The organism is Achromobacter insolitus, from assembly GCF_002209555.1.
Classification (GTDB): Bacteria; Pseudomonadota; Gammaproteobacteria; order Burkholderiales; family Burkholderiaceae_B; genus Achromobacter; species Achromobacter insolitus.
The window spans coordinates 363473-376265 of sequence record NZ_NJIF01000004.1 but is presented as its reverse complement, the minus strand read 5'-3'; the positions used below and the strand labels follow the sequence as shown (position 1 = coordinate 376265).

Genomic DNA, 12793 nt, shown 5'->3' with positions numbered 1-12793 from the left:
TGCACGCAACACTTTGATCAGGGTCGAATCATGGAATCCGAGTTCGCCGACATCAATCTTTCCGCCGTGGCAGGCGCCATCGCCGACCCGGCGCGCGCACGCATGCTGTGCGTGTTGCTGGACGGGCGCGCCCGCACGGCGACCGAACTGGCCGCCGCCGCCGATATCGGCGCTTCCACGGCCAGCAGCCATTTCCAGCGCCTGCGGGAGCAAGGCCTGGTTGAAATGGCCGTGCAGGGCAAGCATCGTTATTACCGCTTGTCCAACAGTGAGGTCGCACATGCGCTGGAGGCGTTGCTGGTCGTGGCCGGCGCCGAACGGGCGCCGTTCAAGCCCAATACGCCTTCCGCCCTGCGCGAGGCGCGCACCTGCTATGACCATATGGCTGGCACGCTGGCCGTGCGTATCCACGACGCCATGTTGTCGCGGCAATGGCTGGCGGCGGATGGGCGCGATTACCTCCTGACGCCGCTGGGCGAGGCCGCGTTGGCGCAGATTGGCGTGGACGTGGCGCAGGCGCGCCAGCGCCGGCGCCGCTTCGCCTGTTCCTGCCTGGATTGGAGCGAACGCCGCTCGCATCTGGGCGGCGCCTTGGGCGCGGCCCTGCTGGATGCGCTGACCCGGCGCGGCTGGGTCAGCAAGGACCTGGATTCGCGGGCGCTGAGCATCACGAAAAAGGGCGAACGGCAATTTCCCTCGTTCTTCGGCCAGGCCGATGAAGTCGCCCGGGGTTTCGCGCAGCGAGACCTGCACGCCGCTGCGTGATCACGCAACAAGGTGTGCATATGCAACAGGGCTAGGGAAATCCCCCGGATTCGCTCTGGGGACATATCACGGCCAGGCTATGCATCACGCCACAAGCCGCGTCACGCCTGGCCGGGCGACTCCCCCAATCACTCCGCGCGTTGCGTGCGGCAAATGGGGACGCAATTCTTGCGATGCAACAGTGTTTCTATTTTCTGCCAGGGTTACAAAACTTATCCGACCTGTCATGAACAGCCGGGGTATGCTGGATCGCAGAAAGAGGGCATCCGAAGTGCATCAGAACAACTTGATCTACAAGGGATACCGGCTGACGGCCAAAGTGTCCCGGGGCGCAGACGCCGAGGTTCAGGCGCAATCCAGTGGCCCCGTATTCATTGCGTCGGTGATGGTGGTCCAGGCAGGCGCCGTGCTCGAAGGCGGCGACGAATACCCGGTTCCGCGTTTTGCCGAAGGCGGTTTTGTCTACAGTCCGCGCGAAGCGGTGCATGCAGCCATCCTGCATGGCCGCGAGATCGTCGACGGCCTGACCAACATGCCAGCCTGACGCCCATCCTAGCTGGAAAAGACTTCCCGCCAATCCCGCGTTTTGGCCAGCGTCTGCACGGTTGCGGACTGTTCCAGTATGGTCACGGCCTTCTTGAATTCCTCGGCCGAGGCGCCGTCTTCCAGGATGACCATGCGCGAGTTGCGCGCGTCGGCCATCTTCACGTCTGACATCTTGCCGTGGGTCTGGTAGACCTGCGTCCAATCCATTTTCTTGCCGGCCTTCAGGGCGATGGGCTCGATGTAGGTCAGCGCGGTGCTTCCGGCTGCCCGTACCGCGAACGCGAAGTCGGCCGTGTGGCCGCTGCTGCCTTTGGCGCGCGCGCCCTTGACCATCCGGTTCACGCCCACGCCTGCCGTCAAGGCGCGTCCGACCTGCGCGCGAAAGCGCAGCTGGCTGAACTTGGGCATCCACTTGGCGCATTGGAACGAGAGCGCCATCGCCAGCTTGACCGCATCCCACAGGGCTTCCTGCAGTTGTTCGTTGGGGCCGGACGCGACGATGGCGCCGTCGCGGTCGAAGTGCGCCAGGCTGACGCCGGGCGTTTCATTCAGGATGTCGATGCGCTTGGCCGCCAGGTCGATGCCGTAGCTGGAGGCGTGCATCGCGGTCTCACAGGCGTCGGTCAGATAGAACGTGGACTCGTCGGGATGCGCGATGAAGAAGGCCGCGTGCTGTCCGTCCAGGCCCAGCGTCATGGGCGATATGGCTCGGATGGCGTGTTCACCCGCCGGCAGGACGGTCCAGCCGGAGGCTTCCAGGAAATTGCTCATAGGATCAGTTCGATTTGGCGGCCTTTGAGGGGATGCGCGAAACCGCCGGTCAGCGTCAGGTTCGCCCGCGGCAGGAAATACTGCATCAGCGCGCCGATATTCTGCAGGGCGGGCACGATGGGCTCGGCATAGCCTTCGCCTTCGTCCACCCAGATGTGTTCATGGCTGCGGTCCGCAAGCGGCTTGCGGTACTGCGGCCGGCCTTCGCCCACCAGACTGGTGTGGAAGGAGTCGTCGGTGTCCACGCCGAACACGCGGTGCGGGCCCACGAAGAGACTGGCGCAGAACGCTTCGGCCAGGAAAATGGTGGCCTGGCCATGCACGGCCGTGCGGGCGCCGCGATAGATTGCTCGGAAGATCACGTCTTCGCGCACTTCGCCCTTGACCCGACAGGCGCACGCGAATTCCATCCACTGGGGATTGCTGGCGGCGGGCTTCGGCGCCCAGGTGATCGGTTTTACGGTTTCCTTGGGTTCGGCAAGAATCTCTTGCACCTCATCAACGGTGATTAACGGTTCGAACTTGTTGGCCATGGAACGGATCTAGGGTCTTGGAAATGCGCGCGCCGGACAGCGCGCCTGGCATGCGCCGCGCAGCGGCGAACGCACGCGCAACACAGCGAGGGGGCGTAATCTTACAAGATGAAGACTGCGCCGCCCTCTTTGCTGTATGGATATACAGCGAAGAGGGCGGCGCGGGAGTTGGTGCTCACGCGCCTACAGCGAGCTGGCGCCGAACGTGTCGCATTGCTTGATGCTGCCGCTCTCCAGTCCGCGCTTGAACCAGCGCACGCGCTGCGCCGAGGATCCGTGCGTGAAGGTGTCGGGCACGACATAGCCCTGGCTCTGCTTTTGCAGGCGGTCGTCGCCGATCGCGGTGGCGGCGGCCAGGGCTTCTTCCACGTCGCCGCTTTCCAGGATGTTGCGCGCCGCGTTGGCGCGCTGCGCCCACAAGCCCGCGAAGCAGTCGGCCTGCAGCTCCATGCGCACGGACAAGGCGTTGGCCTGGGACGGGTTGCGGCGCCGCAGATTGTCGACCTGATCCGAAATGCCCAGCAGGTGCTGGACGTGATGCCCGACCTCATGCGCGATCACATAAGCCTGGGCAAAATCGCCGGGCGCCTTGAAGCGGCTTTGCAATTCGTCGAAGAACGCCAGATCGATGTAAACCTTGCTGTCGCCCGGGCAGTAGAAGGGGCCCATGGCCGACTGCCCCGTGCCGCAGGCGGTGGGCGTGGCGCCGCGGAACAGCACCAGCTTGGGCGCCACGTACTGGCGGTTCAGGTCTTTCTGGAAGATGGCGCTCCAGGTGTCTTCGGTTTCGCCCAGCACCTTGGAGACGAAGACGGCCTGCGGGTCGTTGGCGGGCGGGCGCGAGGCCGGTGTCTCCTGTTGCTGCACGGGCGGGCCTTCGGCCATCTGCAGGACCACGCTGGGATCCACGCCGAAATACATGGCGACCAGGGCGAGCACGATCGTGCCTATGCCGATGGTGCCGCGGCCGCCGATACGTGGGCCGCTGGAACGGCGGTCTTCCACATTGTCGCTTTCGCGCGAGTCATCAAGGCGCATACTCTTTCTCCGGGCGGGTCGGCGTTCCCGCCATTTTGCATCGCCGCCCTTTACTGAGCGGCCTTCAAGAGTGTTAGGATAAACCCATGGCCCTGTATTTCTCCATCCATCCCGCGAATCCGCAACCGCGCCTGCTCAAGCAGGCGGCCCAATGGCTTGCCGACGGGGGATTGGTCGCGGTACCCACTGACTCGAGTTACGCCGTGGTGGCGCGTCTGGACGACAAGAACGCCGCCGACGGACTGCGCCGCCTGCGGGGCCTGGACGAGCGCCATCATCTCACGCTGCTATGCCGCGACCTGGCCGAAATCGGCCATTTCGCGCGCGTCGACAACCGCCAGTACCGCCTGCTGAAGGCAGCCACGCCGGGACCCTGGACCTTCATCCTCGAAGCCACCAAGGAAGTGCCGCGCCGCGTGTCGCACCCATCGCGCAAGACCATCGGCATCCGCGTGCCGGATCATCCGGTCATGCTGGGCTTGCTGGAGCAGGTGGGGGCGCCCTTGCTGTCCACTACGCTCATCCCCAAGGACGAGACCGAAGCGCTGAACGACGCGGAAGAAATCCGCGAACGCTACGAACATTCCCTGGCGGCCATCATCGACGCGGGCGCCTGCCCGCAATCGCCCACCACCGTGATCGACCTTACCGGCGACGAGCCGGTGGTGGTGCGCGTCGGACGAGGCGATCCTGCCACCCTCGGTCTTGGCTGACTGCGTCCACCGCGCCGATCCAAAAGCCGGCATGCGCCGGCTCGTGGCTCATCTACAATCCGGTTCGCCATGAACGACATCATTCAAACCATTGCGGTCTACGCGATACCGGTCATTTTCGCCATCACCTTGCACGAAGCCGCGCACGGCTTTGTCGCGCGCATGTTCGGCGACCCCACGGCCTACCAGGCCGGACGCATCAGCCTGAATCCGGCGCGGCACATCGATCCCGTCGGCACGCTGCTGGTGCCGGTGGCGATCCTGCTGGCGTCCAAGCTATTGGGCAGCCCCGGCATGCTGTTCGGCTGGGCCAAGCCCGTGCCGGTGGATTTCAGCCGCTTGCGCAGGCCCAAGCAGGACATGCTTTGGGTGGCGTTGGCAGGGCCCGCCGCGAACCTGCTCATGGCCGTCCTGTGGGCGTTCTCCTTGCGCCTCTTCCTGGAGTCCGGGCTGCAGGAGTCGTTCTGGTTCGAAATGGCCGTGGCCGGGGTGAACGTCAACCTGGTGCTCATGGCGCTGAATCTGCTGCCCATCCTGCCCCTGGACGGGGGACGGATCCTCTTCAGCCTGCTGCCCAATCGCATGGCCTGGCAGTACTCGAAAATCGAGCCGTATGGCCTGGTGATCGTCGTTGTCCTGCTGGTGACGGACGTGCTCTGGCTTTTGATGCGCCCCGTGCTTGCCATGGGGACGACCATAGTCCAGTGGTTTCTGTAGGATTTCAGCCAATATCCGTTAAACTCAATAGTTTCATTGATTCTGGCCCCGGGGCATCCTGCCGTGGGGTTTTGGAGCCCTACATTTATGGCATCCCCTGCAACCGCCGCAGGCGTTAATTTCCAAGGCAGCATGGTGGCCCTCGTCACCCCTATGCAGCCCGACGGCAGCCTGGACTACGCTGCCTACCGGTCGCTGATCGACTGGCATATCCAGGAAGGAACCGACGCACTGGTGGTGGTGGGCACTACCGGGGAGTCGCCTACGGTGTCCATGGAAGAGCACGCGGAACTGATCCGCGTTGCCGTCGAACACGCAGCGGGCCGCATTCCGGTCATCGCGGGCGTGGGCGCCAATTCCACCGACGAAGCCATCCACCTGACGCGCCACGCCAAGGCCGTGGGCGCGCAGGCCGGCCTGTCCGTCGTTCCTTATTACAACAAGCCTTCGCAAGAAGGGCTGTACCGCCACTTCCGCACCGTCGCGGAAGCCGTCGATCTGCCCACCATCCTGTACAACGTGCCGGGCCGTACCGTTGCCGACATGAGCAACGAGACGATCCTGCGCCTGGCGCAGGTGCCGGGCATCATCGGCATCAAGGACGCCACGGGCGACATCGCCCGCGGTGGCCTCTTGCTGCGTGAAGCGCCGGCCAGCTTCCAGGTTTTCAGCGGGGATGATCCCACCGCCGCTGCCCTGATCCTGCTGGGCGCGCGCGGCAATATTTCCGTAACGGCCAACGTGGCGCCGAAGCTCATGCGCGAGCTCTGTGCCGCCGCCCTGGCTGGCAATGTGCCGAAGGTGCGCGAACTTAATGCGTACCTGGCGCGTCTGAACAAGGCTTTGTTCGTTGAAGCCAACCCCATCCCTGTCAAGTGGGCGTTGGCCGAAATGGGCCGCAGCGCACTGGGCTACCGGCTGCCGCTGGTTGAACTCGGAGCGCAGCACCACGCGACCGTGCGCGCCGCGCTCCAGGAAACGGGCCTGCTCTAAATATCGTGAGGATACGTATGAACAAACGTCATGCCGGTTTGTCGGCATTGATGTCTCTGGTGTTGTTGGCCGGTTGTAGCGAGGTCAATCAATTCCTGGGCAATGAAGAGTCCGTCAATTACAAGAGCGCAGTCACCCAGCGTGGAGAGCCCCTCAGCATCCCGCCTGACCTGACCCAGGCCAACAGCGATCCGCGTTACCGCGCGCCCGCCTCGGGCTCGACCACCTATTCGCAGTTCCAGCAGCAGGGCCAGGTTCAAGCCAGCCAGCCCAAGACCAGCAACGTGCTTCCGGGCCGCCAGGACATGCGCGTCGAACGTGACGGCGACCTGCGCTGGCTGGTCGTGGATCGTCCGCCGGAAGACGTGTTCCCGCGTCTGGTGGACTTCTGGACCGAAAGCGGCTTTACCGTGGCCAGCAATAATCCGTCGGCTGGCCTGATCGAAACCGATTGGGCCGAAAACCGCGCCAAGATTCCGGAAAGCTGGCTGCGCCAGGCCCTGGGCATGATCCTCGAGTCGGCCTGGGATAGCGGCGAGCGCGAGAAATTCCGTACTCGCGTCGAACGCGTGAACGGCCATACCGAGATCTACGTCAGCCACCGCCAGATGCTTGAAAAGCGCGTGGGCAGCGACGGCATGCAGGTGCAATGGCAAAACGGCAAGGAAGATCCGGGCCTGAACGCCGCCATGCTCGCCCGCATGATGGTCTATCTGGGTTCGGACGTCGACAACGCTCGCAAGCTGGTCCAGCAGGCTGAAGCGGCGCCGCAGAAGCCGGCCGTGCAGCAGGACGTGCGTGCCCAAGGCGCGTCGCTTATCGTCAGCGAATCCTACGACCGCGCATGGCGTCGTGTCGGCGTGGCGCTGGACGGCGGCGGTTTTGCCGTGGACGATCGCGACCGCTCCGCTGGCGATTACTTCGTCCGCTATGTCGATACCGACACGGGCGAGAAGATCGAGCAGCCGGGCTTCTTCAGCCGCATGTTCTCGGGCGACAAGAAGGCCGAAGCGCCGCAATACCGTATCCACCTGGCCGCAAGCGGGGATCAGACCCTGGTGACGGTGCTGGATGCCAATGGCGCGCGCGACAACAGCGCCACCGCCCAGCGTCTGCTGAGCGTGCTGAAGGACAAGATGTAAAGACGAACCGGTCCTGCGCCTTGGCGCAGGCCTGCGCAAAGAGGCCCCGGATGGGGCCTCTTTTTTTTCGTCTTTTCTTGGTGCCTATGTTGACCAGGGCGTCGCGCTCCAACTGAGCGCCGCGGACGAAAAAAAAGCCCCGGCTGCAATAGCCGGGGCTTTTTCTTGCGTCTTCAGAGCGGGGGTTCGTCTCTGAATTTTATTAGGACGCGGGCGTGGTCGAGCCGCCGGGGGTGGTGGAACCGCCGCCCGGCGTGGTGTTGGGCGTGGGCGCCGGAGCCGGTGCGGTGGCCGGAGGCGTCGTGGACGGGGCGGGCGTGCTTGCGCCCGGGGCGGGGTTGGTCGCGGGCGCCGGGGCATCTTCCTTCTTGTTGCAGGCGCTCAGCGCGACGGCCAGCACCGAGGCAATAATCAAGGTTTTGCTCATCATTTTTAGACTCCTGTAGATGACGACTCTTGAAACCCCATTAGGGGAAACCAGAGGTCAGGCTACAGGAACACGTGGGCGCAGCGCGTATGAAAGTTAAAAAGGTCGCATCCCAACGGCAACAAACCTTTCAGCTTCGTGTTATGTCTTTCTTGATGTGTCCCGCGTATCAGACCTGATTTCCTTCTGTACAGGACTGATACGCGGCGGTGTCCGGATGCTACGCCGGCTCGTACCGGATCCAGCCTGAATCCAGCCAATCCGCGAGGCAGGAGCGCGCGTCGTCGGACAGGCGCGCGCAGGACGGGTCGGAACAATCCAGGCTGCGTGCATCGGCCAGCGCGCGCAAGGCCGCTTCAGCGGGCGCCATGGCCGTTTCCCCGTTGATGAAAAGCTGCTTGCCGCGATACAGCATGCGGCTGCGGCGGTCCAGCACCAGCCTGCCCGTGGCAGGCCAGTCCTCTTCCAGGTCCACGTCCATGCCTTCGGGCGCGTCGAACACGCTGAGATTGCTGGGTTCGGTCAGCCAGCAACCCAGAAAACGCGCAGCCAGCGCATCGTCAAAGCGCAGCTTGTCCACGGTTTCCAGCGTGGCGGCCACCAATGCGTCGGGCAGGGCGGCGGGGGTGTCGACGGCCGGCTGCCCGGGGTCGCGATACACGGCGGACAGCTTGGGGCCGGGCAGGGCAGGTTCGCCATAGGGGCCGCCCAGCAGGCCGACCCGGGCCATGACCTGGTCCGCGGCGGCTTCGAGCAGGCCGCGCGCCAGCGTCGCCTGGGTGGGCGCGCGGAAACCGATGGAGATGGTCATGCACCCGTCGCCCATGGCGATGCCGTCATGGGCGGCTTGAGGCGGCAGGTACAGCATGTCTCCGGGGACCAGCACGGCCTTTTCTTCGGGTTCGAAGCGGCTCAGGATCTTCAGCGGCAAGCCGGGCTCCAGCGACAGGTCCTTTTGTCGGCCGTAGCGCCATTCGCGCTCGCCCGCCGCCTGCAGCAGGAACACGTCGTAGCTGTCGAAATGCGGCCCCACGCCACCGCCGTGGCTGGCGATGCTGATCATGACGTCGTCCAACCGCGCGTCGGGAATGAAGCGGAATAGCTGCATCAGTTCGGAGGCGGCGTCGCTGTGCAGGTCGACACTTTGCACGAGCAGCGTCCAGTCGCCTTCATTGTCCTTGGGCAGACGGGCGAATGGGCCGTTCTCCATTTGCCATTCGCCGTTTTCGCGCCAGATCAGGCGCGACTCCACGTCGTCGCGGCGTGCGAGCTTCTTGATGGCGGCGATGGTTACCGGGGGCTTGAATCCGGGAATGGCCTGACGGATCAGCAAAGGCTTGCGCTGCCAGTAGCGGCGCATGAAGTCGTTGGGACTCTGGTTGCCCAGCAGCGTCAAGGGATGATCAAGGTTCATTGCAGGTGCTTCTTCAGGCGGTAGAGGGCATCCAGCGCTTCGCGCGGGGTCAGGCTGTCGGGATCGATGGCGGCGAGTTCCTCGCGCAGGGCGTCCAGCGCCTCCAGCTCGTCGGAGCGGTCGGCTTGAGCGTAGGCTTGCGCGTCGGCGTCCGCCGCGGCCGCGAACAGCCCCAGCTGCGGCGTGGGCGCGCCCTGGGCTTCCAGGCGTTCCAGCTCGCGCGAGGCCTGGCGGATGACGGCGGCGGGCACGCCGGCGCGCTGCGCCACCTGGATCCCGTAGCTGCGGCTGGCCGGGCCTTCGCGCACTTCGTGCAGGAACACGATGCCGCCGGCCGATTCCGCCGCGGCCAGGTGCACGTTGGCTGAGGCCGGCTGTTCCGCGGGCAGGCGCGTCAGCTCGAAATAGTGGGTGGCGAACAGCGTCAGCGCGCGGTTGTGCGCGAGAAGGCGGCAGGCGATGGCCCACGCCAGGGCCAGGCCGTCGTAAGTGGAGGTGCCGCGGCCGATTTCGTCCATCAGCACGAGGCTGTTGGGCGTGCTGGCCGACAAGATGGCGGCGGCCTCGGTCATCTCCATCATGAAGGTCGAGCGCCCGCCCGCCAGATCGTCGGCCGCGCCGATACGGGTGAAGATGCGGTCGATCTTGCCAATCCGGGCGCGCGACGCGGGCACGAAGCTGCCGATGCGAGCCAGCAGCACGATCAGCGCCACCTGCCGCATATAGGTCGATTTACCGCCCATGTTCGGGCCGGTGATCAGCAGCATGCGGCGCGCGGGCTCCAGCCGGCAACCATTGGGCGTGAAGCGTTCGATGGCGTTTTCCACCACGGGGTGGCGGCCCGCGTCGATGTCGATGTCGGCCTGCTCGGACAGTTCGGGCGCGATCCAGTCGTGGCGGCGCGCATGTTCGGCCAGGGCTGCCAAGGCATCCAGTTCCGCCAACGCGGCGGCGCAGTCGGACAGCGGGCGCACGTGCTCGGCCAGCACGTCGAGCAACTGCTCGAACAGCCATTTCTCGCGAGCCAGCGAGCGGTCCTGGGCGGACAGCACCTTGTCCTCCCAGGTCTTGAGTTCAGGGGTGATGTAGCGTTCGGCGTTCTTCAGCGTCTGGCGGCGGCGGTAGTCCTCCGGCACCTTGGCCGTCTGGCCCTTGGTGACTTCGATGTAGAAGCCATGCACGCGGTTGAATTCCACGCGCAGATTGCTGATGCCGGTGCGCTCGCGCTCACGCGCTTCCAGCTGCACCAGGAAGTCGCCGCCATCGGCCGCCAGGCCGCGCAGCTCGTCCAGTTCGGCGTCAAAGCCGGCAGCCAGGACGCCGCCGTCGCGGATGGCGACGGCGGGTTCGGCGGCGATGGCGCGCACCAGCAGGGCGGCCAGGGCCGGATCCACCGACAAGTGAGCGGTCAGTTCGCCCAGCCGCGGCGAGTCCGCCATGGGTTCCACCTGGTCGCGCAACGCGGGCAAAGCCTGAAGCGCATCGCGCAGGCTGGCCAATTCGCGCGGGCGAACCGAGCGCAGCGCCAGACGGGCGGCAATACGCTCGATGTCGGGGAAGGCGTTCAGTGCGTCGCGCAGCGATTCCAGCAGGCCGGCCGAGCCGAAGCCGGCCGCCCCGAAGCTCTGCTCCATGTCCATGCGGCCAGCCAGCAGCGCCGAAATGGCCTGCTGGCGCGCCAGCGCCGGTTCATTCTCGCGCAATGGATGGTGCAGCCAACGCCGCAGCAAGCGGCTGCCCATTGGGGTGCGGCAGCCGTCCAGCAGCGAGAACAGCGTGGGCGAGTCTTCGCCGGACAGGGTCTGTGTCAGTTCGAGATTGCGGCGCGTGACCGGATCCAGCAGCACGTACTGGCCAGGGCGTTCCGCCGACAGGCTTTGGACGTGGGTCAGGGCCTGCGACTGGGTGCGCGCCGCGTAGCGCAGCAGGGCGCCCGCTGCGCATATGCCGGCGGGCATGTCTTCGATATCGAAGCCAGCCAATGTGTCCGTCTTGAAATGGGCCAGCAGGTGGGCGCGGGCACTGTCGGCTTCGAAGTGCCAGTCGGGCACGCGGGCCCGCGCGCCTTCAAAGGGGAAATCGAATTCGGCGCTGTCGGCGCAAACGATTTCGGCCGGCGCGATGCGGTGCAGTTCGGATTCCAGTTGCCCGGGCGCGCATTCGGTCACGCGGAAATCGCCGCTGGCCAGATTCAGCCAGGCCAGCCCCGCGCGCGGCGCGCGCGCCGTGCCGCCGACGAACACGGCGGCCAGCGCGCGGTCCGCCTTGGCGGGCAGCAGCGCGTCATCTGTCAGCGTGCCGGGCGTGACGATGCGCACGATGCGGCGCTCGACGGGTCCTTTGGACGCCGCCGGATCGCCGATCTGCTCGCAAATGGCGATGGATTCGCCCATGGCGACCAGCCGCGCCAGGTATTGCTCCATGGCATGGACCGGCAATCCCGCCATGGGAATCGGCGTGCCATTGGACGACCCGCGCTTGGTCAGCGTCAGGTTGAGCAGACGCGCGCCGCGCTCCGCGTCTTCATAGAACATTTCATAGAAATCCCCCATGCGGTAGAACAGCAGCAAGGGGCCGGCCTCCGCCTTCAGGCGGAGGTATTGCTGCATCATGGGGGTGTGGCCCGCGTGGGCGTCGGCGGCGGTGTTTTGCGTTGCGGAATTCATGCCCGTGATTGTATCGGGCGGGCGAACCGCTGCGGGGAGGGACGGATGCCGGTTTGGTCCGTACTTTATTTGTTCATGATGTTGCCCAGCTTCTTGATGACCTCGCGCTCCGTATCCGCGCTGGCCTTCGCGGCTTTGGTGTAGGTGGCGGAATCCATGTATTGCGGCGAGACGCCGGATTGGCGCAGCAGGGCGAGGAAGGCCTCGTCCTTGAGGGTGGCGCGGAAGGCGCCGTCGAGCTTGGCGATGACGGCCGGGTCCATGCCCTTGGGGCCGGCAATGCCGAAAGGCGAGGTGTGCACCACGGGATAGCCGGCCTCCTTCAGCGTGGGGACGTCCGGCAGGTCCGGCGAGCGCTTGTCGCCCAGCGAAGCGAGGATGCGCACTTTGCCCGAGGCCACGTAGGGCAGGATGGTGCTTGCGCCGACCAGCACCTGGATGTGGCCGCCCAGCATGGCGGACAGCGCGTCGGCATCGCCCTTGTAGGGCACGTGGGTCCATTTGGCCTGGGCGGCTTCGCCCAATTGCACCATGGCGATGTGCTGGCTGCTGTAGGCGCCCGGCGTGCCGTAGGAAATCGCGTCAGGCTTGGACTTGGCGTAGGCGACCAGATCGTCCAGTGTTTTCCAGGGAGAGTCGGCGCCGACCGCGACGTAATAGTTGTAGCCGGCGATCATGGAGATATAGGTCAGGTCCTTGATCGGGTCATACCGCGTGCCGGTGATATGCGGCATGCGGAAGATGCCGATGGGCACCATGGTGACGGTGTAGCCGTCGGGGGCGGTGTTGAGCATCTGCGTTGCGCCCAGGGTGCCGTTGGCGCCGGTCTTGTTCTCCACCACCACGGTCTGGCCCAGCCGCTTGCCAGACTGTTCGGCCAGGGCGCGGCCGACGACATCGGTGACGCCGCCGGCGGAATACGGAATGATCAGGCGGATCGGATGGTTGGGGAAGTCTTGCGCCAGCGCGGGCGCGCTGCCTGCCGCTGCCAGGGCCACCATGCCTGCTGCCAGAATCTTCTTCATGTCTTTCCTCCTTTGTGTGCCGCCGGCTTGCCGGCTGGTTCCA

General features: G+C 65.4%; 13 protein-coding genes. 6 read left to right on the top strand and 7 right to left on the bottom strand.

The window, feature by feature from the left end; all coding sequences use genetic code 11:
* The first annotated feature begins 30 nt into the window (after positions 1–30).
* Positions 31–765: an ArsR/SmtB family transcription factor gene (locus CEY08_RS16820; protein WP_042794523.1), complete on the top strand. Its 735-nt coding sequence runs from the start codon at positions 31–33 to the stop codon at positions 763–765.
* A gap of 271 nt (positions 766–1036) precedes the next feature.
* A complete protein-coding gene (locus tag CEY08_RS16815; RefSeq protein WP_041655905.1) occupies positions 1037–1309 on the top strand; it encodes a hypothetical protein in 273 nt (90 codons plus the stop codon).
* Positions 1310–1317: 8 nt separating this feature from the next.
* On the opposite strand, the gene CEY08_RS16810 is transcribed toward CEY08_RS16815, so the two are convergent.
* The 3 genes from CEY08_RS16810 to ypfJ form a co-directional block, all read right to left on the bottom strand.
* Entirely contained in the window at positions 1318–2082 is a 765-nt protein-coding gene (locus CEY08_RS16810) for a DUF1828 domain-containing protein (protein WP_042794521.1), read from the bottom strand.
* Complete coding sequence (locus tag CEY08_RS16805) at positions 2079–2615, bottom strand: hypothetical protein (protein WP_042794520.1); 537 nt, start codon at positions 2613–2615, stop codon at positions 2079–2081. The genes CEY08_RS16810 and CEY08_RS16805 overlap by 4 nt, the downstream gene beginning before the upstream one ends.
* Positions 2616–2798: 183 nt before the next feature.
* Entirely contained in the window at positions 2799–3653 is an 855-nt protein-coding gene (gene ypfJ, locus CEY08_RS16800; protein WP_042794519.1) for a KPN_02809 family neutral zinc metallopeptidase, read from the bottom strand.
* An 86-nt stretch (positions 3654–3739) separates the two neighbouring features.
* Between ypfJ and CEY08_RS16795 the strand changes: the two genes are divergently transcribed.
* From CEY08_RS16795 to bamC, 4 genes are all read left to right on the top strand, one after another.
* Positions 3740–4366 (top strand): L-threonylcarbamoyladenylate synthase, encoded by a 627-nt coding sequence (locus CEY08_RS16795; protein ID WP_076814737.1) that lies wholly within the window; start codon positions 3740–3742, stop codon positions 4364–4366.
* 69 nt (positions 4367–4435) lie between these two features.
* Positions 4436–5083 carry a site-2 protease family protein gene (locus CEY08_RS16790; protein ID WP_042794518.1) on the top strand — a complete coding sequence of 216 codons (648 nt, stop codon included), beginning with the start codon at positions 4436–4438 and terminating at the stop codon, positions 5081–5083.
* An 87-nt stretch (positions 5084–5170) separates the two neighbouring features.
* Positions 5171–6076 (top strand): 4-hydroxy-tetrahydrodipicolinate synthase, encoded by a 906-nt coding sequence (dapA, locus tag CEY08_RS16785; protein ID WP_042794517.1) that lies wholly within the window; start codon positions 5171–5173, stop codon positions 6074–6076.
* Between the two features lie 17 nt (positions 6077–6093).
* Entirely contained in the window at positions 6094–7218 is a 1125-nt protein-coding gene (gene bamC, locus CEY08_RS16780; RefSeq protein WP_063641091.1) for an NlpB/DapX family lipoprotein, read from the top strand.
* Between the two features lie 202 nt (positions 7219–7420).
* On the opposite strand, the gene CEY08_RS16775 is transcribed toward bamC, so the two are convergent.
* The 4 genes from CEY08_RS16775 to CEY08_RS16760 all read right to left on the bottom strand — a co-directional run bounded on the left by CEY08_RS16775 (position 7421) and on the right by CEY08_RS16760 (position 12750).
* Positions 7421–7648 carry a hypothetical protein gene (locus CEY08_RS16775; protein ID WP_042794515.1) on the bottom strand — a complete coding sequence of 76 codons (228 nt, stop codon included), beginning with the start codon at positions 7646–7648 and terminating at the stop codon, positions 7421–7423.
* Positions 7649–7865: 217 nt separating this feature from the next.
* On the bottom strand, positions 7866–9059 hold the full coding sequence (locus CEY08_RS16770) for a cupin domain-containing protein (RefSeq protein WP_063641092.1): 1194 nt from the start codon (positions 9057–9059) through the stop codon (positions 7866–7868).
* Positions 9056–11725 (bottom strand): DNA mismatch repair protein MutS, encoded by a 2670-nt coding sequence (gene mutS, locus CEY08_RS16765; protein ID WP_084738577.1) that lies wholly within the window; start codon positions 11723–11725, stop codon positions 9056–9058. Before mutS ends, CEY08_RS16770 begins: the two co-directional genes overlap by 4 nt.
* Before the next feature lie 65 nt (positions 11726–11790).
* The gene (locus tag CEY08_RS16760) at positions 11791–12750 is read right to left on the bottom strand and encodes a tripartite tricarboxylate transporter substrate binding protein (protein ID WP_076814736.1); all 960 of its coding nucleotides are present in this window, start codon (positions 12748–12750) and stop codon (positions 11791–11793) included.
* Positions 12751–12793: the final 43 nt, after the last annotated feature.